The 23792-nt window shown below is 66.9% G+C and carries 23 protein-coding genes and 1 pseudogene; 17 read left to right on the forward strand and 7 right to left on the reverse strand.

Annotation, left to right across the window (positions count from 1 at the left end):
- The first annotated feature begins 120 nt into the window (after window positions 1-120).
- From FHS28_RS20700 to FHS28_RS20710, 3 genes are read left to right on the forward strand one after another with little or no spacing between them, the layout of a single operon-like run.
- A complete protein-coding gene (locus FHS28_RS20700) occupies window positions 121-735 on the forward strand; it encodes an SAM-dependent methyltransferase (protein ID WP_184295312.1) in 615 nt (204 codons plus the stop codon).
- Window positions 732-1439 (forward strand): glycosyltransferase family 2 protein, encoded by a 708-nt coding sequence (locus FHS28_RS20705; RefSeq protein ID WP_088453720.1) that lies wholly within the window; start codon window positions 732-734, stop codon window positions 1437-1439. The genes FHS28_RS20700 and FHS28_RS20705 overlap by 4 nt, the downstream gene beginning before the upstream one ends.
- Entirely contained in the window at window positions 1439-1681 is a 243-nt protein-coding gene (locus tag FHS28_RS20710; protein WP_088453721.1) for a hypothetical protein, read from the forward strand. Before FHS28_RS20705 ends, FHS28_RS20710 begins: the two co-directional genes overlap by 1 nt.
- Here the strand turns inward: FHS28_RS20710 and FHS28_RS20715 are convergent.
- Window positions 1663-2436: a DUF72 domain-containing protein gene (locus tag FHS28_RS20715; protein ID WP_088453722.1), complete on the reverse strand. Its 774-nt coding sequence runs from the start codon at window positions 2434-2436 to the stop codon at window positions 1663-1665. The genes FHS28_RS20710 and FHS28_RS20715 overlap by 19 nt on opposite strands.
- 454 nt (window positions 2437-2890) lie before the next feature.
- Between FHS28_RS20715 and FHS28_RS20720 the strand changes: the two genes are divergently transcribed.
- The 12 genes from FHS28_RS20720 to FHS28_RS20775 all read left to right on the forward strand — a co-directional run bounded on the left by FHS28_RS20720 (window position 2891) and on the right by FHS28_RS20775 (window position 14211).
- Window positions 2891-5350 carry a DNA internalization-related competence protein ComEC/Rec2 gene (locus tag FHS28_RS20720; protein ID WP_088453723.1) on the forward strand — a complete coding sequence of 820 codons (2460 nt, stop codon included), beginning with the start codon at window positions 2891-2893 and terminating at the stop codon, window positions 5348-5350.
- A gap of 201 nt (window positions 5351-5551) precedes the next feature.
- The gene (locus FHS28_RS24825) at window positions 5552-5962 is read left to right on the forward strand and encodes a DUF6484 domain-containing protein (protein ID WP_510647999.1); all 411 of its coding nucleotides are present in this window, start codon (window positions 5552-5554) and stop codon (window positions 5960-5962) included.
- 15 nt (window positions 5963-5977) lie between these two features.
- Window positions 5978-7282, forward strand: a complete 1305-nt coding sequence (locus FHS28_RS20730; RefSeq protein WP_088453725.1) for a TIGR02270 family protein — start codon at window positions 5978-5980, stop codon at window positions 7280-7282.
- Complete coding sequence (locus FHS28_RS20735; RefSeq protein WP_088453726.1) at window positions 7279-8382, forward strand: DUF2169 family type VI secretion system accessory protein; 1104 nt, start codon at window positions 7279-7281, stop codon at window positions 8380-8382. Before FHS28_RS20730 ends, FHS28_RS20735 begins: the two co-directional genes overlap by 4 nt.
- The gene (locus FHS28_RS20740; RefSeq protein ID WP_088453727.1) at window positions 8382-9500 is read left to right on the forward strand and encodes a hypothetical protein; all 1119 of its coding nucleotides are present in this window, start codon (window positions 8382-8384) and stop codon (window positions 9498-9500) included. Before FHS28_RS20735 ends, FHS28_RS20740 begins: the two co-directional genes overlap by 1 nt.
- On the forward strand, window positions 9497-9886 hold the full coding sequence (locus tag FHS28_RS20745) for a DUF4150 domain-containing protein (protein WP_088453728.1): 390 nt from the start codon (window positions 9497-9499) through the stop codon (window positions 9884-9886). The genes FHS28_RS20740 and FHS28_RS20745 overlap by 4 nt, the downstream gene beginning before the upstream one ends.
- A gap of 3 nt (window positions 9887-9889) precedes the next feature.
- On the forward strand, window positions 9890-10639 hold the full coding sequence (locus tag FHS28_RS20750) for a hypothetical protein (protein ID WP_088453729.1): 750 nt from the start codon (window positions 9890-9892) through the stop codon (window positions 10637-10639).
- 36 nt (window positions 10640-10675) lie between these two features.
- The gene (locus FHS28_RS20755) at window positions 10676-11371 is read left to right on the forward strand and encodes a hypothetical protein (RefSeq protein ID WP_088453730.1); all 696 of its coding nucleotides are present in this window, start codon (window positions 10676-10678) and stop codon (window positions 11369-11371) included.
- Between the two features lie 10 nt (window positions 11372-11381).
- Window positions 11382-12119 (forward strand): hypothetical protein, encoded by a 738-nt coding sequence (locus FHS28_RS20760; RefSeq protein WP_088453731.1) that lies wholly within the window; start codon window positions 11382-11384, stop codon window positions 12117-12119.
- Window positions 12120-12297: 178 nt separating this feature from the next.
- Window positions 12298-13086 carry a hypothetical protein gene (locus FHS28_RS20765; protein ID WP_088453732.1) on the forward strand — a complete coding sequence of 263 codons (789 nt, stop codon included), beginning with the start codon at window positions 12298-12300 and terminating at the stop codon, window positions 13084-13086.
- A gap of 133 nt (window positions 13087-13219) precedes the next feature.
- Window positions 13220-13486, forward strand: a complete 267-nt coding sequence (locus FHS28_RS20770) for a hypothetical protein (RefSeq protein ID WP_088453733.1) — start codon at window positions 13220-13222, stop codon at window positions 13484-13486.
- Window positions 13487-13599: 113 nt separating this feature from the next.
- Complete coding sequence (locus FHS28_RS20775; protein WP_221194111.1) at window positions 13600-14211, forward strand: class I SAM-dependent methyltransferase; 612 nt, start codon at window positions 13600-13602, stop codon at window positions 14209-14211.
- A gap of 4 nt (window positions 14212-14215) precedes the next feature.
- Here FHS28_RS20775 and mltB read toward each other — a convergent pair whose 3' ends face one another.
- The 4 genes from mltB to FHS28_RS20795 form a co-directional block, all read right to left on the reverse strand.
- Window positions 14216-15400, reverse strand: coding sequence for a lytic murein transglycosylase B (gene mltB / locus FHS28_RS20780; protein WP_088453734.1), 1185 nt, complete (start codon window positions 15398-15400; stop codon window positions 14216-14218).
- A 131-nt stretch (window positions 15401-15531) separates the two neighbouring features.
- A complete protein-coding gene (locus FHS28_RS20785; protein WP_088453735.1) occupies window positions 15532-17637 on the reverse strand; it encodes a transglutaminase TgpA family protein in 2106 nt (701 codons plus the stop codon).
- On the reverse strand, window positions 17634-18677 hold the full coding sequence (locus FHS28_RS20790; RefSeq protein WP_246410404.1) for a DUF58 domain-containing protein: 1044 nt from the start codon (window positions 18675-18677) through the stop codon (window positions 17634-17636). Before FHS28_RS20790 ends, FHS28_RS20785 begins: the two co-directional genes overlap by 4 nt.
- A gap of 40 nt (window positions 18678-18717) precedes the next feature.
- Window positions 18718-19656, reverse strand: coding sequence for an AAA family ATPase (locus tag FHS28_RS20795; RefSeq protein WP_088453767.1), 939 nt, complete (start codon window positions 19654-19656; stop codon window positions 18718-18720).
- A 91-nt stretch (window positions 19657-19747) separates the two neighbouring features.
- Between FHS28_RS20795 and FHS28_RS20800 the strand changes: the two genes are divergently transcribed.
- Window positions 19748-20701, forward strand: coding sequence for a histone deacetylase family protein (locus FHS28_RS20800; RefSeq protein ID WP_088453736.1), 954 nt, complete (start codon window positions 19748-19750; stop codon window positions 20699-20701).
- A gap of 7 nt (window positions 20702-20708) precedes the next feature.
- Window positions 20709-22028, forward strand: coding sequence for a mechanosensitive ion channel family protein (locus tag FHS28_RS20805; protein WP_088453737.1), 1320 nt, complete (start codon window positions 20709-20711; stop codon window positions 22026-22028).
- A gap of 18 nt (window positions 22029-22046) precedes the next feature.
- Here FHS28_RS20805 and darG read toward each other — a convergent pair whose 3' ends face one another.
- Complete coding sequence (darG, locus tag FHS28_RS20810) at window positions 22047-23123, reverse strand: type II toxin-antitoxin system antitoxin DNA ADP-ribosyl glycohydrolase DarG (protein ID WP_088453738.1); 1077 nt, start codon at window positions 23121-23123, stop codon at window positions 22047-22049.
- A 103-nt stretch (window positions 23124-23226) separates the two neighbouring features.
- Window positions 23227-23787 (reverse strand): annotated as a pseudogene (locus FHS28_RS24780) (DUF4433 domain-containing protein); the annotation flags it as partial.
- Between the last annotated feature and the right edge of the window lie 5 nt (window positions 23788-23792).

A 23792-nucleotide genomic window follows, 5' to 3' on the forward strand; every position in this document is an offset into this window, starting at 1 on the left:
GCGTCCTTCACGCGCGCGCAGCGATCCTTGTGGACCGCTCCCGATCTGCCCGAAGGCACTGAGTCATTTCGGGCGGCTCGTCCGTGCAACGATGAAGAGCCTGACGAAGGCGCATCCGCCATGCCGCCGACGCCGCTGATCCGCCACATGGACCAGCTGTTCCAGCGTGCCGACCCCTGGAACTACCGCTCCAGCCCCTACGAAATCCGCAAGCGAGCCGTGACGCTGGCCTGTCTGCCGCAATGGCGCTATGGCAGCGCCTTCGAACCCGGCTGCGCGAACGGCGTGCTCAGCGAGCAGCTTTTGACGCGCTGCGATGCTCTGCTGTGCGCGGACGCCAGCGCCGCAGCGTTGCGCCGGGCCGCCGAACAGGTCGGCGATCGGACGGGTCTGACGTGGCGCCGCATGACGGTGCCCGACGAGTGGCCGGACGAACGTTTCGACCTGATCGTGCTGAGCGAATTGATGTACTACCTGGATCTGGACGCGTGTGGCCAGGTCGCCGAACGCTGCCTCGCCAGCTTGCGCCCTGGTGGCACGGTGCTGGCCTGCCACTGGCGTCATGCGGCGGACGATTTCCGGTGCACCGGCGAGGGCGCGCATGCCGCGCTGCGCGGGGTGTTCGAAGGATCTGGCGTCATCGGTCATATGCGCATGCATCGCGAACGGGATTTCCTGATTGACGTGTGGACCAAGGGCCGTGTGCCACAGCCCGACGCAGGAACGTCGCCATGATGGGCGTGGTGGTCCCGGCCCATGACGAAGAAGCGTTGATCAGCCCGTGCCTGCGATCGCTGCAGGTGGCGGCCTCTCACCCGGACCTGTCCGCAGAGCCGGTGCTCATCCTGGTGGTGCTGGACGCCTGCACCGACCGTACCGGTGAACGAGCCGCCGCCCACGGGGTGGAGACACTGGTGGTGAATCACCGCAATGTCGGCATGACCCGCGCGGCCGGAGCACTGGCGCTGATTGAGCGCGGTGTGACCTGGCTGGCGTTCACCGATGCAGACACGGCCGTGGATCCCGCGTGGCTGGCTCGTCAGGCCGTCTGGTCCCGCAGCAAGTCCGCCGACGCCGTGTGTGGCGTGGTCACAGTGGACGACTGGGAGGGATTCCATCCGCTGGAGCGGGCCCATTACGAATCCCTCTATCACGACCGCGAAGGTCACAGTCATGTGCATGGAGCGAGCCTGGGCATTTCGGCGGAGGCGTATCTGCGCACGGGCGGCTTCGCACCGCTGGCTTGCCACGAAGACGCCGACCTCGTTCAGCGCTTGAATGCCATGGGCGGCACCATTGCGCGGACCAACACGGTCCGTGTGTCGACCAGTGCGCGCCGCGCGGGGCGCATCGTGGGTGGATTCGCCAGCTATCTGAATCAGCTGGGCGCCGCTGCGCTCGGCACCAGGGCGGCCTCCGCAGAGCCGCAGGGGCTGTAATGGACTGGTTGGATGCGATTCAATGGCCCGCGATGGCAGTGACGCTGCTGGCCGGCTGGCTGGTGGGCGCCAAGAGCCCCGCCAAGCGGCTCTGGGGCTTCTGGATTTTCGTGCTGAGCAATTTCCTGTGGATCGTGTGGGGCTGGCACACCCAGGCTTACGCACTCATCGCGCTGCAGGTCGGGCTGTTCTTGATGAACCTGCGCGGCATTCGAAAGAACGATCAGGACGCATCCCGGTAAACGCCGCACAGCGCCTGGAAGTCCAGCGCATTGGTCGCAGCAGCGCCGGACGCGGTGTTGTCGAAGATGACCCAATGCTGGGCAGCGTCACTCCAGCGGAGCAGTTCATCCGCTCTCGATTGCAACCAATCGTCGTCGTAAGACGACCAATAGAGCCGCGGTGCGCCATGCCATCGTCGATACACGAGGGCGCCAGCGCCATCCCCGCTTGCTCCGAGCCAACCGCCGGGCAGATCGCCATCCGGATGGCGTGACGGGTCTGCCGCCACACGGCCGATGCGTGCCGCACGCAACTGCTCGTCCGCTTCCGGCGTGAACCAGCTGGCGTGGCGCGGCTCGCAGACGGCGGGCACCGACGTCAGGCCGGAGAGCAGGCGGAAGAATGCCGCGGCGGTGCGCCGTTCCCACGCGAGTGACGGCGGCAGTTGGATCAGCAGCACCCGCAGGCGCGGGCCGAGCTGGGCGATGCCTTCGAGGAACGGCACCAGCAGCTCCCGCGTGCCGACCAGTGCCGCTTCGTGTGTCACGGCTTTGGGTAGTTTGACCGAGAACTGGAAGTCCGGCGGCGTTTCAGCGGCCCAGCGGGCGTAAGTCTCCGGCTGGTGCGGCCGGTAGAAGGAGCTGTTGATCTCCACCCCATTGAGCGTGCGGGCGTAACGCTGCAGATGGCTGCCCACGCCCGGGAAGGCGCTGGCTTCAGCGCGGGGAATGCTCCAGCCGGCGGTGCCGACGGTGAGGGTGGGGGACGAAGGCATAGGGCGGGTCGCAGCGAAGGTGTGGGAGAGCGTTGGCAGCGGCGGGGGCAGCGGAGATGGCAAAGGCATTGGCAGGAGCGACATGGCCGCTAAGCCCTTTGTATGGCAACAGCAATGCCTGCTCGAAACGGGTGTGGCCCTGCAACACCTGCGATCCGAGGTGCTTCAAGGGCTCGCTCTTGTGAGGGGCCGGAGGTCCCCCAATCGATCCCTCCATCGGATGGACGGCCGGTCCCTTTGATGCGAAACAAGGTGCAGGCTGCCGTCGCCGCCACGATCGCAGGTGCCTTTTCTGGCGCCCATCATGACCGCCTCCGCCCACGACCGCCCAAGTCCCTCTGCATCGCCATCCGCGCGGCGACCCGGGGCCGCGCACCGTCCAACGGCTGCGGACCGTCCGGCGACTGGTAATCGTCCAGTGGCTGCGAACCGTCCCGCGGCTGCGCAGCGACCAGTGGCTGCCCAGCGATCGTCCACAGCCTGGCAGTGGACGATTGCCATCGTCTCGCCGCTGTGCGGCATCGGCATCGTTCATCGGCTGCCACGCCTGCCTGAGGGTTGGGAATGGGCCACCGGGGCGTGGACCTTCCTCCTGTGCGTAGCACTGGCGCTGCGGTGGCGCCGATGGTGGCTCTGGGCAGTGGCTGCGCTGGTGCTCGGTTTCCTTTGGTGCGCGTTCCGGGCGCAGCTGCGCATGGACGATCTGCTGCAGCCGGCGCTCGAAGGGACCACCATCCCCGTGCGCGGCGTTGTGGATGCGCTGCCTCAGCGAGTGATGGGCATGGGCGGTACGGAAGGATGGCGGTTCGAGTTCCGCGTGATTCAGGATCGCCCCGCCGCATCCGCCGCATCCGCCGCATCCGCCACATCCGGCACATCCCCCGCGTCCCCCGCGTCCCCCGCGTCCCCTGCATCCTCTGGTTCCGCCACATCCCCCGGTGCCGCCACCTCCACACCGTCTCCACCCCGCTTGCCGCCCCGCGTCCTGCTCTCCTGCTACGCCATGCCGTCCCCGCCCCAGGTGGGGGAACTATGGTCCCTGCAGGTCAAATGGCGGCGACCTCGTGGTTTGATGAACCCGCATGGCGGCGACAGCGCGCTCTGGATGCTCTCCCAGAACATCCCCGCCATTGGCACCTGCGCCAGCAAAGGCCAACAGCGGGAAGCTGCCGGCACCACCACGTCCGTGGACGCCTGGCGGCAGCGATTCCGCGACACCTTGCGCCAGCACGTCACCGACCCGCGCGGTGCTGGCGTCCTTGCGGCGCTCAGCCTGGGCGACCAGGGCGCCGTCTCCCCGGCCGATTGGGCGCTGTATCGCGACACCGGCGTCGCCCATCTGCTTTCCGTCAGCGGCATGCATGTCACCATGTTCGCGTGGATGGCCGGTGGTCTTGCCGGCTGGTGCTGGCGACGCAGCGCCCGCCTGTGCCTGCGCTGGCCCGCGCCCCGGGCGGCCCTGTGGATCGGCACGGCCGCGGCCTGGACCTATGCGCTGTTCTCCGGCTGGGGCGTGCCGGCGCAGCGGACCTTCGGCCTGCTGCTGATCCTCGCCGTCCTGCAGCAGTGCAGGGTGGCGTGGCCGTGGTCGATGAGTCTGGCCGTCGCCGCCCTGGGCGTGACCCTCGCCGATCCGTGGGCCCTGACGCAACCCGGCTATTGGCTCTCCTTCGGGGCCGTGGCACTGCTGATGTCGTCGGGGGGACTCACGTCCATCCATGACACAGCGAAGGGATGGCGGTCCGCCTTGCTTGCGCAGGTGCGCGCGCAGTGGGTCATCACCGTGGGCCTGGCGCCGCTGACCCTGCTGCTCTTTCAGCAGCTGTCGATCGTGGGCATGGTGGCCAATGCGGTGGCCATTCCGCTGGTCTCCTACGTCATCACACCGCTGGCGCTGCTGGGCATCGGCTGGTCTCCGCTCTGGGAGCTGGGGAGCTGGTGTGTCAGCGGATTGAACCTGTGGCTCGAATGGCTGGATCGCGCCAGTTGGGCCGTGTGGTTTCTTCCCTGGGCCCCGTTCTGGGCACAGGCGCTCGGCCTTCTCGGTGGGCTGGTGCTGGCCCAGCCGTGGACCTGGACCCTCCGACTGGCCGGACTGGGGCTTTGCCTGCCGCTGCTCTGGCCGGTGGTCCACCGGCCACCCGACGGGACCTTCGAACTGCGGCTGCCGGACGTGGGGCAGGGCAGTGCGGTGCTTGTGCGCACCCATCGCCATACCTTGACGTTTGACAGCGGCCCCGCCTGGGGACTGGAGGCAGACGCAGGCGATCGGGTGCTGCTGCCGCTGTTGCGAGGTCTCGGGGAACGCCGCATCGACCTGCTCATGGTGAGCCATGCAGATCAGGACCATGCCGGGGGTAGCGAACGCCTGCTCAAAGGGGTGGCCGTGACCCACCGCCTCGGCGCAGTGCCAGAAGGACGCCCCTGCGAGCGCGGCCAGCAATGGACCTGGGACGGCGTGCAGTTTGATGTCCTGTGGCCGCCCCCGGGCCTGGCAGGCGATCTCAAACGCAATGCCAGTTCCTGTGTGCTGCGGGTGGCCGCAGGTGGCCGGCGCCTGCTGCTGACCGGCGATATCGAAGCGGCGCAAGAGGCGCGGCTGGTGGAGGGGGAGGGCCTTGAAGGGCTGGCATCGGACGTGCTGGTCGTGCCCCACCACGGCAGCCGGACGTCGTCAACCGCGGCGTTTGTGACGGCCACAGCCCCGGCGGTGGCTGCGGTGCAGTCGGGTTATCTGAATCGCTTCGGGCATCCTCGGCAGGACGTCGTGGCGCGGTATCAACAAGCGGGCGCAGCCTTGGTGAATACGGCCACCTGCGGCGCCTGGACCTGGCGGAGTGACCGGTCGGACATTCCGCCGTATGAAGCCTGCGAACGCACACGTCGCAAGCGATACTGGCACGGCAGCGGCTGAGTCACTCCCACACGGGACCCCAGGGATGACTTTGGTCAGGTGAGCACCCGCAAGTCCTGAGGCTATCCTCTGCCGATGCCAATCGACCCACCGGTAACCGTCGCAGCTGGGCGGGCACCTGCCCTTGCGGCAGGTGACGCGCCCGCTGCGTCCGCATCCGCGCCTCAGTCTCCCATCGTTGGGGTGCTGATCGGGCGTCTGATGGGGTTTGCGGATCACGGGCGCTGTCCACTGGTCCTCCTACCCACGCCCCATGAGGGGGTCGCCCGTCGGGCCCGGACCAGTGTGGACCTGCACGGCTCCCATGTGGGGCGTGAGGTGGTCCTTGCCTTCGAAGCGGGAGATCCCTCACGGCCGATCGTGATGGCCCTGCTCCGCGATGGCAGGGACGACCTGTCCGGGCTTGACTCGGTGCCTGCATCAGCGAATTGGGAATTGCAGGTGGACGGCGAGCGCTGCGTGCTGACGGCCCGGCACGAACTGGTCCTGCAATGTGGCAAGGCGCGCCTGGTGCTGCGAGAGGACGGACGGGTGGAATTGCGCGGCGAAACAGTGATCTCCGAAGCCACGTACGCCAACAAGGTGCGTGGCGGGTCGGTGCAGCTCAATTGATTCGTCCGTCCTCCGATGAGTGCACTTGGCATCCAGCCCACCCGACTCACGCAGCTGGATCTGCAGGTTCGTTCCCCTGACGAAACAACGTCGCGGGTGAATGGCCATGTGCTCGCGAGCCATGTGGACGAGGCCGCGGCAGCGTGGCGTCGCCGTGCGCGTCTACTGGACGGGCCGCATGTCCGCCTGCGCCACCTTGCGCGATTCGACGAGCGGCTGTTTGCCCACCTTGCAGGGATCCGGATCGCCGGCGAGGACGGCTGGAGGGCTGTGCGGTCCGCTCAGGGCGATGGCGATGAAGGCGCGGTGGCAGTCCTGGCCTGGGTCGCGTTTGCCGACGGGGATGCGGGCCGCATGCAGGCCGCCTTGCCGGTGATGCTGGCGGATGCCACCTTCACCCGGGCATCCGTGCGTGCAATGGGATCGCTGGCACCGGCGCGTCTCGTCGAATCGATGCGAGCCCTGGCGGATTCCTCGTTGCCTGCACACCGCGCGCTGGCGCTGGCGGTGCAGGTCTTTCAGCGCCGTGATCATGGGACGATGCTTCGAAACGCCTTGGACGATGCGGACGCCGGCCTGCGTGCGGAGGCGCTGCGTGCCACCGGACTGCTGGGACGCGCAGACCTGGTGCCGGCGCTGATCGACACCTTGCGCCATGATTCGTCCGGCAGTTGCCGACAAGCGGCGGCGGAATCGCTGCTGGTGCTCGGGACGCAGGAGCAGGTGTCTCAGGTGGTTGACGCCTGGTTGGGGGACGTCAATGCCGGTCGCATCGGACGGCAGGGGCTGGTCTCATGCGTTCGGGCCAGCGCTCCGGAGCAGGCTCGCTCACGTATCCGGCAGTGGGCAGCATCGTCCAGGCATCGGCGCGAGGCGCTCGTGGGTGCAGCCGCCCTTGGGGACCCCGCCGCCATTCCCTGGATGATCCAGCAGATGAGCGACCCCGAGGTCGCGCGCCTGGCGCTGGAAGGATTCGCCACCATCACCGGCGTCGATCTCGAACTCCGCATGTTCAAGGCAGCAGGAGCGGGCGAAATGCAGGAGATGCCCTGTCATCCGGAGGATGAGGATCTGCCAGTGCCGGACGTCGCGGGCTGCCAGGCATGGTGGCGGGCTCACGCCCACCGTTTTGAAGCCGGTCAACGCTACCTCGCCGGCCTGCCGATGTCCTCGCGGTCCGACTGCCTTGCCGTGCTGCGGGACGGCACGCAGCGGCAGCGCCGCGCCGCCGCGCTCGAGCTATCGCGACTCCAGCCGGGGCTGCCGTTGTTCCAGGTGGAAGCATTGGCGATTCGACAGCGGAGGGAACTCGGGCCATGAGGTTCACGAACGCCACGGCGTGGGTCAGCGGGTGGACCCTGGGCTTTGAGCGCGACGGGCGCGAGCGCCTGGTCGTTGTGAGCAAGGCCAGCTACCGTTTGCCCAGGGACGGCGAGACGCCGCAGTTGCTGCCCCAGGCCGTGGCCTTGGTGACGGCCGATGTCCACCACGGTGATCCCGCCACCACGGCTCCGCTGCACGAAACGGACTTCGCTCAGACGAAGCCGGGCTGCGATGTCCTGCTGGTGGGAAGCGCCTGGGCACGCAACGGTCGGCCAGCGCCCCGCGTACCGGTCCTGCTTCGCGTCGGGCGAATGGAAAAGATGCTGACCGTCACCGGCCCTCGCCAGTGGCAGGGCCGTTGGACCGGTACCCAGGCAGGAGACCCGGCGCCGTTTGTGCAGCAGCCATTCAGCTATGACCAGGCGTTCGGCGGGCGTCAGCTGGCGGAAGACGGGCAAACTGCAGTGGGGCAATGTGACCGCAATCCGGTCGGTGTCGGTTTCAGTCTCAGCCCTGGTCAACTGGACGGACAGCCCATGCCGATCACGGAAGAAGTGGAGCATCCCATCACCTCCGCCCGCAACGACTGGCGGCCGATGGCGTTTGGTCCGATCGGTCGCCACTGGCTGCCACGTCGGCAGTATGGTGGCACCTATGACGAGGCCTGGCAACGCGCCCGCGCGCCGTTCTGGCCAGACGATTTCGACGACCGCTACTTTCAGTCGGCCCCGCCCGATCAGGTCATCGACCCGCCGTCCGGCAATGAAGAAGTGGTGCTTCAAAATCTCACACCGGATGGCTTGCGACGTTTCCGCCTTCCGGAGACACGGGTGCCTGTGCTCTTCATTCCCCATCGAGGCCGCGACTACCGGATGGATGCGCGGCTCGACACTGTCGTGTTCGAGCCTGATGCGGAACGTTTCACGCTCACCTGGCGGGCCACGCTGCCATTGGCCAACAGCGTCTTCGATGTCAAGGAAGTGATTGTGGGCGAGATGCCTCAGGCGTGGCATCGGGCGCGCCGCTTCCCTGGCAAGACCTACTACGCCAGCCTGGGGGCACTGGTCGCCCAGCGGCGGCGCACGGGACGGCTGTGATGCGCCATCCACCTCCCTGCATCATGGCGAGCGGGCTGGTCACGCCTGTCGGATTCCGATCGGAAACCACCCTGGCGGCCCTGCATGCGGGCGTGAGCGGCATTCAGGCCCTGGGGTTTCGGCATATCAGCGGACAGGCGTATCGCGGGGGACGGGTCGATCTCAGTCAACGCTGGTCGGGCACGTCCCTGCTCGCGGGTCTGCTGGCGCCAGCCATCCATGAATGCCTCGGCGCGGCGACCGTGCCAGTGGCGGAGATTCCTTGGCTGGTCGGCACTTCGGCCACTGACCGCATCGGTCGCCCGGCAGATCTGGATCGGGCCCTGCTCCCGGAGGTCGCGCATCGCCTGAATGTGCCGCTGCCACCTGGAAGCGCCACGGCGCCGCGCGACGCGATGGGTGCCGCTTTTGCCTTGCAACGGGCGGCAGCCCTGATTGCCGAGGGGCAGGCGCAGCAAGTGGTCGTCGCGGGGGTGGACAGCTTTCTGGATCAGCGCCTGCTGGACGATCTCGACCAGCGGCTGCGCCTGCTGGGGCCCGGCCGTCTCAATGGGTTCCTCCCCGGCGAGGGGGCGGCCGCGGTGCTGGTGTCGGCGGCCGATGCGATCCCCATGAACCGGAGTGGCGTCCTGGCGGTGCGCAGCCTGAGCCTCGCGCAGGAACCTGCCCCCGTGGGTTCGGGGCGACCCTTCCGCGGTGAAGGGCTGACTGCCGCCGTGGCGGGCGCGCTGGAACAGGCGCAGGTGTCGATGGATCAGATCGACTGGCGGATGACCGATGTGTCGGGTGAGCATTACGGCTTCAAGGAAGCGATGCTGGCCGCCCTGCGCCTGGACCGGCGTGATCGCGACCAGGCCCTGGATTTGTGGCATCCCATCGAATACACAGGGCATCTCGGTGCGGCCATGCTGCCGCTGCTGCTGGCCTGGGCGCGGCATGCGCTTGCGCTGGGCTACGCTCCCGGGCCGCGAGCCCTCCTCCATGTCGGGGAAGACGCCGGGGGCCGCGCGGCGCTGGTGGTGGAGGCGCGGACGTCGGGGCGGACGCCCTGGGCCAGCGATGGGCTGGCCCTTTCGCTGCTTGATGTGGGTGATTCGAACAAGGAATTCGCAGCATGAGTGCTAACGTGTTTGCCAACGGCCGCGAGGTCTCTGCGGTGAAGGACTCCAACCAGGTGATCGCCGCAATGCCGGATGTCTGCCTGTCGCCGCCAGGCCCACCGGCGGGACCGATCCCCTTGCCCTACCCGGTGACGTCGCAGGCGTCTGACACGACTGACGGCACCCGGACAGTCCTCATCGGCGGTGATCAGGTCGGGATCAAGAATGCCTCCTGCTTCAGTCAGTGCAAAGGCGACGAGGCGGCCACCCGGTCCTTCGGCATGAATGTTGGCTCTCACACGCTCGGGGGCAAGACGGTCGCGCAGGCCTGGTCCTTCGACGTGCGCTTCGAAGGGCAGAACGCGCTCCGGCTGCTGGATCTGACCACAAGCAACAACGCCTGAATCATGACTACGCCGAGCGTTGCTCCCATCACGGTCAAAACCGGCACCGTCGCACCGCTCGATCCGGCATTGAATCAGTGCAAGGAGCTGGCAAGCCAAAACAAGAAGGCGCGCGATGATGTCAAAAACCAGCTCAATGCCCAGAAGAACGCCAATGGCGGATCGCTGAACCAGGCCGATGCAGCCACTTTGGCCAAAGCCGAAGGCTCGGGTATGACGTTCTCGTCGGCGTTCAGTCAGGTGCCCGGCACGGAGGGCATGATCACCGCCTGCAGCAGCGGGATCGCGCAGGGCAAGTCACCGGACCTGATCGTCGAGGGTGGCACTGTGGAACAGAAGGGCGGCCTGAGCAAGAAGATCCGGACCGACTGCGACTCTGCCCATGACGAAGCCAAGGAGGTGGCCGGTGTGCTCTGCGACAAATCGCATGTGCATCCCGGCGGTGGCGCCGGCGCCCATGCGGAGCCCAAGATCGTCAATCACCTCACCAACCTGGTGGGCGCGGAGAAAATGAAGGGGGGATCCCTGCTCTTCAACATCGACTGGCAGAGCGCCAAATACGGTCCGTCTGGCATGCCCTGCCAACACTGTTTTGCAATGCTCTGCCATGCGGCCCAGGAGTGCGAAATCCGCATCTTCATCTGCAGTCATGATCACCAGCCGGTGGAACTGTCGAAGGACGACTGCAAAGACGACGACGCCTATACCAATCTCTGCAAACGCGTGGACGGCGGCCCCCGCCCAGGGCGATAGACTGGCGCGCGCGACCTCATTCAAGGACGGAACGACATGATTCGATTCAAGACGGTGGACCCGGTGGTCTCTGCCCGCCTGGGTGCACTGCCGCTCGATTATGAGTGGGACTCGGTGATTTCGAACGGCTTCATTGCCGCCTCAGATGAAGATCATCCGCGGCTGGCCGATGCGATTGAAGCGCTGAACATTCATGGCGCGGCCGATCTGGCCATTGCGGCTGTGGAATGGTGCATGGCGCGCACGCAGGCGCACGTACCGCCGCAGGATGGACTCTGGCGATTGCAGTCCGCGTGGGCGGCGACGGTGGACCCGCACTTCAGCACCTTGGCCGGCTCGGAGCTGAACCGGGTGGCGGAGGACGACCTCTGGACCCGGCCGGAGCGGCGCGCCCGCGGCACGTTGGAAGAACTGTGTGAGGTGCTGACGCGCGGGCGGACGGCCAAGGTCCGCCAGACGGCCCTGGGGGCCGTCCTCATGGCGGAGCACCTGTGCGGCCGGGATCCGGCATTCGCGCCCTGGCTGGCCGGCTATCTCGCCCTCAAGACCGGGACCTGCCCGCGTGAGGCGGACGACAAGGACTACACGCACGTCGACACGACGCTCACGTCGGACAGCATGCTGACCGCACCGGATCGGGCCGAGCGACTGGACGGTTTGAGCGTCAGCGGCAATCCCTACCTGGGCGCGTCTGGCGCCGTCCCGGCCATCGCTGGGGCTGGTCAGCCCTGATCGGTCGGTCATGCTGTCGCGCCCTGCGTGGGTTCAGGTGGCATCGACTGCCACGCTCCAGTTCGGCTGGGATGATGCGGTCGGCGGGGTAGAGCGCTTTGCATGGAGCACCGCCAGTGCGCAGGCCGTTTCTGCGGCCTTGCGCATGGCGCCGCGTGGCCGCATGGCACTCGCGCTAGGGCTGTTCGAATGGATCGTGTGGCGGATGGACGGTCTGCATGACCGGACCGAGCCGTTGACCGTCCTGGAGGCCGGCTGGTGCGCGACGGCTGACCCGCGCTACCTGCGGTTCTTCGAGCTGTCCCGTTCGGCCTGGATCGGACCGGTGGAAGGGCCGCTGTGGATGGGCATGACGTGGCTGCATCATGCCCTGTCGGGCGGCGTTGACCGCCCCAGGGATCTGTATGACGGCATTGACCTGTTGACGCGGCTGTCGCTTCACGTGCAGCCCGTCCCCGCCGCTCTGATCGGCTGGCTGGCTCCGGTGCTGGACCGGCTGGTCACGGAATGCCCGGCGGTGCCTGACGATCCACTGGCAGACCTGTTTGGGCGTGATCCTGCGTCACGCATGGGGCCCTGGGTCTCCCGCCACTGGCTGGACCCGATGACACCGGTGCACGCTCAGGACGGCTACCAATTCCTGTCGCAGTTGCTGGCACAGGCCCGCGCGGACGCCAATCCCTTCCTGGCCGGGTGGGACGACCTGGCTGATGCCGGTTTTTCCGGAACGCCTGACGTGCCGCGCTGAGGCGGTGCGACTGCTCTTTCATCCTGCCACCATGCCGCACCCTGAGCCCCGCCGAATGCCTGCCCACGATGCCCAAAGGGCGAGCCGATCGCTGGCACCTTCGGGGCAGCGACAGGCCGTGACGGGCAGCAGGTCGCCATGCAGCCCAGCCGACCCCATCCAGCAGGCGATTCAGGCGATGGCTGATCGCAGCCCGCAGGCGGATCGCGCCGGGCAGTGGCAGCGGCAGGCGGACCGGCGCTCCCCCACCGCGCAGCGCATGCGCGTCTCGCATTCCAACAGCTTCTATGGCCCGCACCGCGAGGGCACCGATTTTCCGTATCACTACACGGTGTCGATCATTCAGTACGTCGATACCCACGGTGTGCTGGCGGCCGACGATGAGTGGGTCACGCTGTGCGTGCCGGTGCTCTATAGCGGCATGTGGTCCATGCGCTGGTTCGAGCTCTCGGGGGCAGACCTGAGGGCCATGCGGAGCGAGATCCAAAAGCGCACGCCGGAGGCACGCGAACAACACGCGGAAGAAGTCAGGACGCGCGGGGATGTTTCCTTCGATGTGAACGCCGGGGGCGACTCGAAAAACTGCGGCTATTGCGTGCTGGCCCGGCTGCTGAGTGCCAAGTCCGCGGACGAGGTCAGCCGGGACATGGAAGAGAAGGACTATGGCGGCGGCATGGCCAATGACGGCTTGTCGATCTGGCACATCCAGAAGGTCTTGCAGTGGTATGGGCGCACGGTCGGCATGATGGCGGAGGGATTGACCCGGGAAGAGCTGCGGCACTGGATTCAGCGGACGACTCAGGACGATCAGGGCTATGACTTCGTTGTCTGGTTCCCGGCCCACTTCGTCCTGGCGTGGGTGTTGAACGACGGCACCATCCTGGTCGAGGACCCACAGACCCATGACATCTTCGAATTCGATGTGCTGTCCGATGCCACCTTCATGACGTTCGCCGTGAAGCGCTGAGCCGACCGCATGGACCTCGAGTCTGGGCCCCCAAAAGGTGGCCCTGTGAATCGCACAGCCGCACGCAACTCTGATAGCTCCCGCGCTGCCGATCCGCTACCAGATCGGCACAACAAATCAGGACGTGACCGTCATGCAGCCCAGTACCGGAACCACCGTGAGCGGCTCCCTGCGGGTGGCTTCCGCCGACCATCCCACCACCTTGATGGTGATCGTCGCCGGCTCCGGCGGGACGGACCGGGACGGCAATGCCTACGGCGCCACGTCCGGCAGCAACAACCTGCGCCAGTCGCCGCGCTGGTGTCGTATGAACGCTGGCTGTCCCGACCGAGCGGTGGCGCCTGGGTTGCCGTCCAGGGATGCCGGTGAGGCCTCTGACGTCAGCAGGAACGTCTGCTGACAATGGTCGCCGTGGCCGGTTGTGACAATGACGCACGGACGCCACGAGATTCGGTTTTGAGGCTCGCCAGTCGGGTTAGAGTGGGGACGTCACCCACTCGATCCCGCACTCACATGCTGCTCCAGGATGTGCCCAGCCCGATTGATCTGACCCGTATGGAAGACGCCCGCGAATGGGCGGACCAGGCCATGGTGAAACGCCCCTGGCGCACCGAGTTCTTCGCCGAATTCGCCCGTGTGCTGGATGAAGGGGAAGCCCTGCAGGTGCTCGAACTGGGCTCTGGACCCGGCTTCCTGGCCCACCACCTGTTGACCGCACTGCCGCAGATTCGCTACACCGCACTCGACGTTTCGGCGGCCATGCATGCGCTGGCAGCCGAGCGTCTGGGTGATTTGCAGTCACGCGTCCGGTTTGTCGAGCGTAACTTCCGGGAGCTGTCCTGGGTGGACGGACTCGGCTCGTTTGACCACATCGTCACCCACCAGGCCGTGCATGAACTGCGCCACAAGCGTTATACGCCGATGCTGCATGAGCAGGTGCGGGCACTGCTGGCACCGGGTGGGCGGTATCTCGTCTGCGACCACTTCGCCGGTCCCGGTGGCATGAAGAACGATCAGCTCTACATGACCATCGACGAACAGCGCGATGCCCTGCAACGCGCTGGCTTCGTGCGGGTGGAGCCGGTGCTGCTCAAGCGCGGGCTCATGATGTATCTGGCGAGCTGAGACGTCAGGGGCGTATGTCCGAGGCCGGCCCCGATGCTGGCGCTGCAGGTGTCGGTGTCGGTGCCGGTGCCGGTGCTGGTGCACTCGACTGCCCCGCCTGACGCCAGCTGGCCAGCGTCGACGCAAACTCGATCACCGCCATCGCGTAATAGCTGCTCTGGTTGTAGCGCGTCACGGTGTAGAAGTTCTGCGTGCCCGCCACATACACCGGTGCGGCGCCGCCCATCTGCAGCTCGATCAACGCCAGCGGCCCCACATGCCCCAGCCCTTCGATGCTGAGGTCGGCGCCGGCCGCCAGGAACTGGTTCACATCCAGCTGCGGCAACACGTCGCTCACCAGCAACTGCGCCCGTGCTGCCGTGTCCACCGGCGGCTTCACGTTGTAATGCGTCGGCATGCCGGGCTTCCAGCCGTGCTCGCGCAGAAAGTGGGCCACGGAGCCGATGGCATCCACCGGGCTGTTGATCAGGTCGATGTGGCCGTCGCGGTCGAAGTCGACCGCGTACTTGCGCCAGCTGCCCGGCATGAACTGGCCCCAGCCCATCGCGCCCGCATACGAACCCTTCATCGCCAACGGGTCTAGTCCGTTTTCCCGGGCGAGCATCAGGAACTGGCGCAGTTCCTCCCGGAAATATCCACTACGGTCCCGCGCACCCGGGGGCAACGGCGAAGGGTAGTCGAAGGCCAGTGTGGTCAGGGCGTCCAGCACCCGGTAGCCGCCCATGATGCGGCCGTAGAACGTCTCGACGCCGATGATGGCCGCGATGATCTGCGCCGGCACGCCGTAGGTCGCTTCCGCCCGCGCCAGCTCCGCTTCATTGGCCGACCAGAAGGCCAGGCCCGCCTGCAGGCGCTGCGGTTCGATGAATCGTTGCCGGTAGGCGCCCCAATCCTTGGCCTGGCCGGGCGCGCCGGGCAGGATCAGACGCTGCACCGACGCCTGGACACGCGCCTGTGCCAGCAGGTTGCGCAGTGCCTGGGCGTCATAGCCCAGCGCCGCGGCCTGCTGGTCCGCAAACTGCATCAGATCGGCGCGCTCTCCGAAGGCGGGGGCCTGCGGCGCCGGACGGAGCTTGAGCGGCTTTTTCTTGCCTGCGGTGGCGGCGTCGGCCAGCAGCGGCATCGTGGCCAGGGTGGGAAGGGCGACGGCCCAGGAAGCGCGGAGAAGGGTACGACGGCGAAGAGTCATGCGAACTGCCAGAAAGTCGGTCGTTGTGGACCTGGCACAAGCCAGACCCGGTCAAAAAGGGGCGGCGGCGGTGAGCGTCATCGGTCAGCACCCTTGGTGGATGAGACCGGAAGGCCCTGCGGGGACCGCGGTCAAGAGGCCGCGGGACCTCGGGAGGTCTCTTCCTTCGGCCCGAGTTGCCGCTTGAGCGACTCACAGGCCGCGAGGAACTGTTGCTGCCATTGTGACGTGCCCACGGCCTGATCCTGTCGGTAGCGCTGCGCATCCAGCGCGAGTAGCGCCTCCGCCAGCGGCTGGGCACGGTCGCCGTGGCGGCTGCGCAGGGCCTGGGCCCACTGCCGCGGGGTGTCCTGGTCGGTGGTGGTCACGCCGAGTCCCTCCAGCGCGCGTCGGATTTTGAGTCGTTGCCGGGACCACGGATCATGCGGACGCCGCTGCCAGGCCGCCAGAGCGGCGCCGCCCACCGCCACGCCAGCAATGGCCATCCCGGCCAGTTGCACCAGCAGGGTCCAGTTCGGATCGTCAAAGCCGAGCCGCTTGAGCAGGTCCATCTGCTCGCCGGTGGAGAAGTTCAAGACCCGCTGCTGCCATTCGTAGTTCAGCGACTCCCAGGCCCGGCGCATCCGCTGCAGGGTGCCGGGGCTCACGGTGTCGAAGGCCCCGGCGATGGCGCCCGGCGGCCTCACCAGCCGGCGGCCCTGCACCCGCTCCGGCGCCACCGCCGCGGTCGGGTCCACCCGCACCCATCCGTTGCGAGGCGTCCAGTATTCCGCCCAGGCATGGGCCTGGGCCATGCGCACCACCATGTCACCGTCCTGCAGTTCCAGATCAGCGCCCTGGAAGCCGGTGACCACCCGCGTTGGCACCCCGGCCGCTCGCATCAGCACCACATACGCCGCCGCGAAATGCTCGCAGAAGCCCAATTTGCGGTCGAACCAGAAGTCGTCAATCGAATGCGGCGTGACTTCGCCGTAGACGCCCGGTGTCAAGGTGTAGCTGTAGCCATTGACGCGGATCTGTTGCAGCAGGTCGTTGCTCACTGCCGCCGCGCGGTCCGATTCATTCAGCGCCGCATACCGCTTTTTCAGCTGGGCGCCCTGGCTGACGGCGCGCGGGTTCAATGCGTCCGGCAGCTGCAGGTCCTGTGCGACCTCAGGCCAGGGCTGACCGGCGCCCCAGGCGGCCTTGGGCCAGGCTTCATAACTGAGGCGCAGCCGCTCCGTCACCGGACGCGGGGTGACCCACTGCCCTTGCGAACCCCGCACGAGCGTCATGTCCTGCGCCTGCAGTCGGTCCTGCGGCGGGGGCGGGCTGAACTCCAACATCGGCAGCACGGAGACGCGCAGCGGCTCCATCGTCACCTGGAAGCGGTAGACCGGACCGGTCAGCTGGATGTCGTCCTTGCGCTGCACCCAGTAGCCGCGGCCGGCCGTCCAGCTGCGGCCGTCGAAGCGGGAGAGCACCTGCGCGCGGAAGTACAGCTGGTTCTGCGGCGGCACGGCCCCCGCGAACCGCAGGCGCATGGCGATGCTGTCGTCCTGGGACACCTCCGCGAACGTGCCGAACTCCATGGTGTCGGACAAGCCGGTGCGGGCGCCGGCATCCTTGGGCAGCCCCCACAGCGGCGGCAGGCGCGGGAACAGGGTGAACAGCAGCAGCATCACCGGCAGGCCGAAGGCGGTGTTGCGCGCGGCGATGCGCGCGGCCAGCTTCAGGCTGGGCACGCCCTGCGGCATCTGCGCCAGCACCAGCGCCGACAGCAGCCCCCAGACGCACAGCAGCGTCCACGCCGCCGTCAGCAGGGACTGGGAATAAAGGAACTGCGTCAGCACCAGGAAGAAGCCGAGGAAGAACACCACAAAGGCGTCCCGCCGAGCCCGCAGCTCCAGCGTCTTCAGGCCCATCAGCATGGCCAGCAGGGTGATGCCGGCTTCACGTCCGAGCAGGGTGCGGTGGGTGGTCCACGTCAGCACCATCATCAGCGCCAGGGTCGCCACCAGCGTCCAGCGGCCGGGCAGGGCGCCGCTGCGCCAGGCCAGCCGCGCACGCCAGGCAAGCACGATCGCCGTGACGGCGCTGCACCACCAGGGCAGGTGGCCGGCGTGGGGCATCAGCGTGGCGGCGATGACGGCCAGCAGGAACAGCGTGTCCCGCGCTTCCCGCGGCAGCGGGCTGTTCCGGCGGCCCCAGGGCGGGTCGCGGCCGGGCTCGCGCGAGGGGGAGAGCACGGCGCTCATGCACGCTCCTGCTGGAGGGTCAGGGCTTCCATGCAGACGCGGAAATGATCGGGGCCGAGATCCGGATCGAGCGTCTGCGCGCCCAGCCGCAGCCCATAGGGCAGCCCGGCTTCTTCGGCGCGCTGGATCCAGGCGGCCAGTCGGGACAGGCGCGCTTCAAACGCCAGGCCGCGGGTCTGGTCCAGATCCAGCCATTGCTCGCTGGCGCGGCTGCCGAGCCGTTCGCGCACCAGCAGCGGCGCCGCCCCACTGTTGATGCCGCCGGAGGGCGGCTGCGGCTGGGCCAGGGCCATGGCGGACTTCTTCCAGAGGATCTGCCGCGGAGAGTCGCCGTGGCGGTAGGGACGCAGGCCGGGGTCTTCGCCCAGCCCCGGCTGGCCCTGGCCCTGCGGCAGTGCTTCCTCGCTGGCGCCGGCAGGTGGGGCGTCGATTTCCGGAGCGGGATAGACCCAGGCCACGGCGGCGGGACGCCACAGGCTCCAGGCGCCGAACAGCCCCAGCGGAAAGCGGGACTCCACCCGCAGCACCGGCAGCAGATGCCGGCCCCGGGTGGGGAAACTCACCTGCAGATGCAGCTGCGCATGACCCTCGGCGGGGACATCGGTAAAGGCAGTGTCGGCATACCGGCCGTCCGGCAGGCGCATGCCGACGCCGTAGCGCGCCTTGCCCGGGTTGTGCAGCCGCACATCCAGTTGCAGCGGCTGGCCGGCATAGGCGGCGGCGGGCTGCTTCAGATCGAGCTTGAGGCCCCGCAGGTTGTTGTGGGTGCTGTGCATCGAGGCCAGCCCGGCGCCGGTGAGCAGGAAGGTGAGCATGTAGCCCAGGCTCAACTGGTCGTTGATCGATGCCAGCAGCAACAGCAGCAGGGTGGCGCAAAACGCCATACCCGGCCGGCTGGGCAGGATGTAGAGATTGCGCTGGGTGAGGGAGGTGGTGTCGCTGCGCGGATGGCGCGCTTCCCACCAGCGGTCCCAGCGGTCCTGCCAGGGCCAGCGCCAGCGGATGCCTTTGGCCATCGGGAGCTTCAGACGTTGCAACATGGGTGCCGCATCAGACGGTTCAGACCGCTCACCGCCGGCCTCAGGGCAGCGGCACCGCCGCCATCATCGCCCGGACCTGTTCGCGTGCGCCTCGGGCGCTGCCGCCGCGCGGACGCAGGCGGTGGGCGATGGTCTGGGGCAGGATGGCCTGCAAATCGTCCGGCGAGACGTAATCCCGGCCGCTCAGCAGCGCCTTGGCCCGGGCCGCCCGCAGCAGGGCCAGCCCGGCGCGCGGGCTGAGGCCCTCCTGGAACCATTCGCCGGAGCGGGTCGCTTCCAGCAGCGCCTGCAGGTAGTCCAGCAGGGATGGCGCCACATGTACCTGCAGCACCTGACGCTGCAGCGCCTGCAGCTGTTCCGGCGTCATCACCGGACGCAGCTGGCGCAGCTGCTCCCGGCTGTCCTGGCCGGTCAGCATCTCACGCTCGGACTGCCGGTCCGGATAGCCCAGGCTGATGCACATCAGGAAGCGGTCCAGCTGCGATTCGGGCAGCGGGTGGGTGCCAAGCTGCTCGCTGGGGTTCTGGGTGGCGATCACAAAAAACGGTCGGGGCAGCGGATGGGTCACCCCGTCCACGCTGACCTGATATTCCTCCATCGCTTCCAGCAGCGCGCTCTGGGTCTTGGGACCGGCGCGGTTGATTTCGTCGGCGAGCAGCACCTGGCTGAACACCGGGCCGGGATGGAACTGAAAGGCGGGGGCGCCGGTCGCTGCCGCCGCCGGGTTGTAGACGCTGACGCCGAGCAGGTCGGCCGGCATCAGGTCGGTGGTGAACTGGACGCGGGAGAAATGCAACCCAAGGGAGATCGACAGCACATGCGCCAGGGTGGTTTTGCCGACGCCGGGCAGGTCTTCGATCAACAGATGACCGCCGGCCAGCAGACAGGCCAGACAGTCCTCGGTCTGGGCCTGTTTCCCCTTGATGATCGTGCTAATCTGACGACGCAGGTCGGTCAGTGGTTGAGACGTGAGCGTCATGGTGGCTTCGGAGTCCATCGGCGCACCATAGCGCAAAATCGCATCGCATTTCAGAGCAGGTCCGGCGTGTTCTTGGGAGTGTTTCACACAGATGACTACCGCCTACCTCAGCCATCAGGACTGCCACCGTCATGAGATGGGCGGCGGCCACCCGGAATGCCCGCAGCGGCTGGATGCCATCGAAGACTGGCTGATCGCCCACGGCATGGACGCGGCCCTCGATCGCCACGATGCGCCCAAGGTCGACCTGGCCTGTCTCACCCGCGCCCACACCGCCCGTTACGTGGCGGAGATGCAGGCCTTGCTGGAGGGCCTGGAGCGCGAATCCGCCGGCGGGACGCCGGTGCCGCCGCGCGCCCTGGACCCCGATACTTTTGCCAATGGTCACACTTGGGCGGCGGCGCTGCGAGCGGCCGGTGCGGCGGTGAAGGCCACCGACCTGGTGCTGGACGGCCAGGCCGAGAACGCCTTCTGCGCGGTGCGTCCGCCGGGTCACCATGCCACCCGGGAACAGGCCATGGGCTTTTGCTTTTTCAACAACGTGGCGGTGGCGGCGCGCCATGCGCTGGACGTGCGCGGGCTGGACCGGGTGGCGGTGGTGGACTTCGACGTGCACCACGGCAACGGCACGGAAGACATTCTGGCCAACGACGACCGGGTGCTGATGGTCAGCATCTTCCAGGACCCGCTGTATCCGTACAGCGGTGGCGAACCGCTGGGGCCCAATATGGTGAATGTGCCGGTGCCGCCCTATACGCGGGGCCCGGAGGTGCGGGAGATGATTGAAGCCTTGTGGATGCCGGCGCTGGAGCGCTTCAAGCCGCAGATGGTGTTCATCTCCGCCGGTTTTGATGCGCACCGGGAAGACGACCTGGCGCAATTGGGGCTGGTGGAAGCCGACTATGAATGGATCACGATGCGCATCATGGACGTGGCCAAACGCCACGCCAAGGGCCGCATCGTGTCCTGCCTGGAGGGGGGCTACCACTTGAGTGCCCTGGGACGGAGTGTCGGCGCGCACCTGCGCACGCTGGCCGGACTTTGATTGCTTGATGAATCCCGATCTGACGTTTTCTTCGCTGAGTCATTCCCTCAACCTGACCGAACTGAAGGCCTTGATGGCCCAGCTGGCCCAGCCCACCGCGCTGGTGGAACTGGGCCTGCTGATCGCCTGTCTGGCTGCGTCGTGGCTGGTGGTGCATCTGCTGAGCCGGCGGTTTCCAGCGGCGCAGGGGCCACAGTCGGTGCTCCTGGGCCGCCAGGTGTTCGATGGGCTGCTGTTCCCGGTGCTCGCCCTGCTGCTGGCCTTCGGGGCGCGTGCGCTGATGCCGGTGCTCGGGCAGCCGGTGGCGCTGCTGCGGCTGGTGATTCCGGTGCTGATGTCGCTGGTGCTGATCCGTTTCGTGGCGCGTGTGCTGCGGGCGGCCTTCCCGAATTCGGCGGGCACCCGGCTGCTGGAGCGCAGCGTTTCGTGGGTGGCGTGGATGGCGTCGGTGCTGTGGATCGTGGGCGCGCTGCCGGTGCTGCTCGACGAGCTGGACCACATCCCCGTGCGCTTCATGAAGCAGGGCAACCGCATCCCGACGCTGGCCGATGTGCTGGGCGATGTGCTGTCGGTCGGCCTGGTGATGATCTTTGTGTTGTGGTTGTCGTCCACCGTGGAATCGCGGTTCCTGCGCGGCAAGGTGGTCGATCTGTCGATGCGCAAGATCGCGGTCAACATCACCCGCACGGTGCTGCTGGTCACCGGCGCGCTGGTGGGGCTCAAGACCTTCGGGCTGGACCTGAGCGCCTTGTCCTGGCTGGGCGGTGCGGTGGGCGTGGGGCTGGGTTTCGGGCTTCAGAAGATCGCGGCCAACTATGTGTCGGGCTTCATGATCCTGGCGGAGCGGTCGCTGCGCATCGGGGACATGGTGAAAATCGATAACTTCGAGGGCCGCATCAGCGACATCAAGACCCGCTACACGGTGATCCGCGCGCTGGGCGGGCGGGAGGCCATTGTTCCGAATGAAACGCTGATCACCAACCGGGTGGAGAACCTGTCGCTGGCCGATCCGCAGGTGCTGGTGAGCACGGTGGTGCAGGTGGCGTATGGGACCGATCTCGATGCGCTGTTCCCGCAGCTGATCGACGCGATCAAGCAGGTGCGGCGGGTGTTGAGCGACCCGGGGCCGAGCGTGAACCTGAGCAACTTCGCGGCGGACGGTCTGGAGTTGACTTGTTCGTTCTGGATCTCTGACCCGCATAACGGGCAGGGCGGCGTGAAGTCCGAGGTGAACCTGGCGATCCTGCGCCTGCTGAATCAGCTGGAGATCGAAATTCCGTATCCGCAGCGGGTGGTGAGGACGGTGGGGCAGGGCAGCGTCGCCTGACGCTGTCGCCCACCGAATTCAGCCCGGTGCCATCCCAGTCTGTGTCAGGCGACCCAGCGCGATGGCCAGCGAGCGGTCGTCGAACAGCCGCAGTTTTCGGCTGGCCGCATCTGTACCGCCGCGCCAGTGGCGCAACCCCTCCCTGACCGCTGCAAGGTGAGGCTCAACCCCTTCGCGAGCCAGCAGCCAGTCAACGGTAGAGAGCAGCTCCATGCCAAATGGGGACTCGAATCCGTCGATGATGGCAGAGGTAGCTTCAAGCGCCTCGCTATACGCCTTTGCTTCTGTCCGCAGGTAGGTCTGGACGACGTCCTTGCGTCCGTCGTCGAACCAGACGACTGCCAAGGGGTCCGCGTCGCTGATCCGCTTCTCCGCGTGAAGATAGCTGCCGTCAAGGTTGTTCAGTAAATGGTCAAGCCGGTTGGCGTAGGGACCATACCTGTGAGCAACGAACTGCAGGTTCAGCGGGTTGTCTCCTGGATTGCAGCGATCAATGGCGCGTTCGAGAAACCATGCGAGCTTCTGGATTTCCAACAGGCTGCATTCCATGCCCACGACCCAATATCGACGCACCAGTTCGGCGATGAGAGCGCGTGCCGGGGTCAAGGTCTCAACGCCGGAGCGCTTCGCCACGTTTTGGTACTGATCGGTCGGTTCGAAGATCAGGATCTCCGTGTCGAGGTCGCCCAGGGCGGCTTCAATGCGTTGCCGGACCTCGGGCCAGGGAAGGCCGCCATTCCCGGCCCCAAGGGGCGGAATGGCGATTGACTTGACCTGCTGCTGAATCAGAAACGCTCGAAGGTCCTGCAGTCCCTGCTCGATCCACCCCATTTGCGAGCGGGCGCGCCAATGTTGTTTAGTCGGAAAGTTGACGATCCAGCGTAGGCCGTCCAGTTCAGCGACCTGTGTGATGAACATGGAGCCCGTGCGCACTTCTTCCGCGCGGCATGCGGCGGCATAGCGCCGAAAGTTCTCTGGGAATCGCTTCTTGAACATGAGCGCGATGCCCTTGCCCATCACGCCGACCGTATTGACGGTGTTGACCAGCGCCTCCGTGCGGGCCTCCAACAGGTTTCCCTGGGTGAACCTGATCATGAAAAATACCAGTCCTGTCTGACGTGGATCGGAAGTTGCAGATTGCGCTGTGATCCGCGAGGTCTGCGTAGTAGTTCGACCACTGATAGTAGGCATGGCTGTCAGTGAAGAGGAAGGGGATGTCGAGGCTGGCGATGTGATGAAGGCTGGACACCAGGATCACGATCTCCTCGTTTCGGCGCCTCTGAATGCCGCCCCACCCGGTGTTGATGTTGCGAAGCATGGGCGAGAACGGGGTGAAATAGAACGGGATGTAGTCGTTCAGATTGCCGCCAGGTGGCAGAGGCACCTGGTGGTTCGCCCGCTTGTTGATGAGTTCCTGGTTACCGATGGAAATCCAGGCGGGGGACTGCGACTCCGCGTTGCCGCAGTGCAGACCGTGATCCAGCACCCAAGCGAGATTGTCTCGGTGGACGATTCGCCAGATGAGTGCCTTCTTCGGGTTGAGGCTGGTGTAAATCACGGCGCGGTCGTCCTCATCGTTCAAGTCGGCGTCGCTCGATGCTGACAGACGACGGTCCCGCTGAAAATGACTTGGAGAAGTCGCAACCTGGCGCGATGCGCACGCAGGAATTGAGCTAGCCCCCTGATTCACCGGACACGGTCTATCGCTTATCTTTGAGGATAGGAGTAAGACTGTGAATACGACTAGGAATACGCCCATCGAGG

The organism is Roseateles terrae (assembly GCF_014192155.1).
Lineage (GTDB): Bacteria > Pseudomonadota > Gammaproteobacteria > Burkholderiales > Burkholderiaceae_C > Roseateles > Roseateles terrae.

What these genes read in the sequence shown, in the direction of transcription:
- FHS28_RS20700 (WP_184295312.1), top strand. Translation starts at nt 121, where the DNA reads ATGCCGCCGACGCCGCTGATCCGCCACATGGACCAGCTGTTCCAGCGT.
- FHS28_RS20705 (WP_088453720.1), top strand. Translation starts at nt 732, where the DNA reads ATGATGGGCGTGGTGGTCCCGGCCCATGACGAAGAAGCGTTGATCAGC.
- FHS28_RS20710 (WP_088453721.1), top strand. Translation starts at nt 1,439, where the DNA reads ATGGACTGGTTGGATGCGATTCAATGGCCCGCGATGGCAGTGACGCTG.
- FHS28_RS20715 (WP_088453722.1), bottom strand. Translation starts at nt 2,436, where the DNA reads ATGCCTTCGTCCCCCACCCTCACCGTCGGCACCGCCGGCTGGAGCATT.
- FHS28_RS24825 (WP_510647999.1), top strand. Translation starts at nt 5,552, where the DNA reads ATGGGGTTTGCGGATCACGGGCGCTGTCCACTGGTCCTCCTACCCACG.
- FHS28_RS20730 (WP_088453725.1), top strand. Translation starts at nt 5,978, where the DNA reads ATGAGTGCACTTGGCATCCAGCCCACCCGACTCACGCAGCTGGATCTG.
- FHS28_RS20735 (WP_088453726.1), top strand. Translation starts at nt 7,279, where the DNA reads ATGAGGTTCACGAACGCCACGGCGTGGGTCAGCGGGTGGACCCTGGGC.
- FHS28_RS20740 (WP_088453727.1), top strand. Translation starts at nt 8,382, where the DNA reads ATGCGCCATCCACCTCCCTGCATCATGGCGAGCGGGCTGGTCACGCCT.
- FHS28_RS20745 (WP_088453728.1), top strand. Translation starts at nt 9,497, where the DNA reads ATGAGTGCTAACGTGTTTGCCAACGGCCGCGAGGTCTCTGCGGTGAAG.
- FHS28_RS20750 (WP_088453729.1), top strand. Translation starts at nt 9,890, where the DNA reads ATGACTACGCCGAGCGTTGCTCCCATCACGGTCAAAACCGGCACCGTC.
- FHS28_RS20755 (WP_088453730.1), top strand. Translation starts at nt 10,676, where the DNA reads ATGATTCGATTCAAGACGGTGGACCCGGTGGTCTCTGCCCGCCTGGGT.
- FHS28_RS20760 (WP_088453731.1), top strand. Translation starts at nt 11,382, where the DNA reads ATGCTGTCGCGCCCTGCGTGGGTTCAGGTGGCATCGACTGCCACGCTC.
- FHS28_RS20765 (WP_088453732.1), top strand. Translation starts at nt 12,298, where the DNA reads ATGGCTGATCGCAGCCCGCAGGCGGATCGCGCCGGGCAGTGGCAGCGG.
- FHS28_RS20770 (WP_088453733.1), top strand. Translation starts at nt 13,220, where the DNA reads ATGCAGCCCAGTACCGGAACCACCGTGAGCGGCTCCCTGCGGGTGGCT.
- FHS28_RS20775 (WP_221194111.1), top strand. Translation starts at nt 13,600, where the DNA reads ATGCTGCTCCAGGATGTGCCCAGCCCGATTGATCTGACCCGTATGGAA.
- mltB (WP_088453734.1), bottom strand. Translation starts at nt 15,400, where the DNA reads ATGACTCTTCGCCGTCGTACCCTTCTCCGCGCTTCCTGGGCCGTCGCC.
- FHS28_RS20785 (WP_088453735.1), bottom strand. Translation starts at nt 17,637, where the DNA reads ATGAGCGCCGTGCTCTCCCCCTCGCGCGAGCCCGGCCGCGACCCGCCC.
- FHS28_RS20790 (WP_246410404.1), bottom strand. Translation starts at nt 18,677, where the DNA reads ATGTTGCAACGTCTGAAGCTCCCGATGGCCAAAGGCATCCGCTGGCGC.
- FHS28_RS20795 (WP_088453767.1), bottom strand. Translation starts at nt 19,656, where the DNA reads ATGACGCTCACGTCTCAACCACTGACCGACCTGCGTCGTCAGATTAGC.
- FHS28_RS20800 (WP_088453736.1), top strand. Translation starts at nt 19,748, where the DNA reads ATGACTACCGCCTACCTCAGCCATCAGGACTGCCACCGTCATGAGATG.
- FHS28_RS20805 (WP_088453737.1), top strand. Translation starts at nt 20,709, where the DNA reads ATGAATCCCGATCTGACGTTTTCTTCGCTGAGTCATTCCCTCAACCTG.
- darG (WP_088453738.1), bottom strand. Translation starts at nt 23,123, where the DNA reads ATGATCAGGTTCACCCAGGGAAACCTGTTGGAGGCCCGCACGGAGGCG.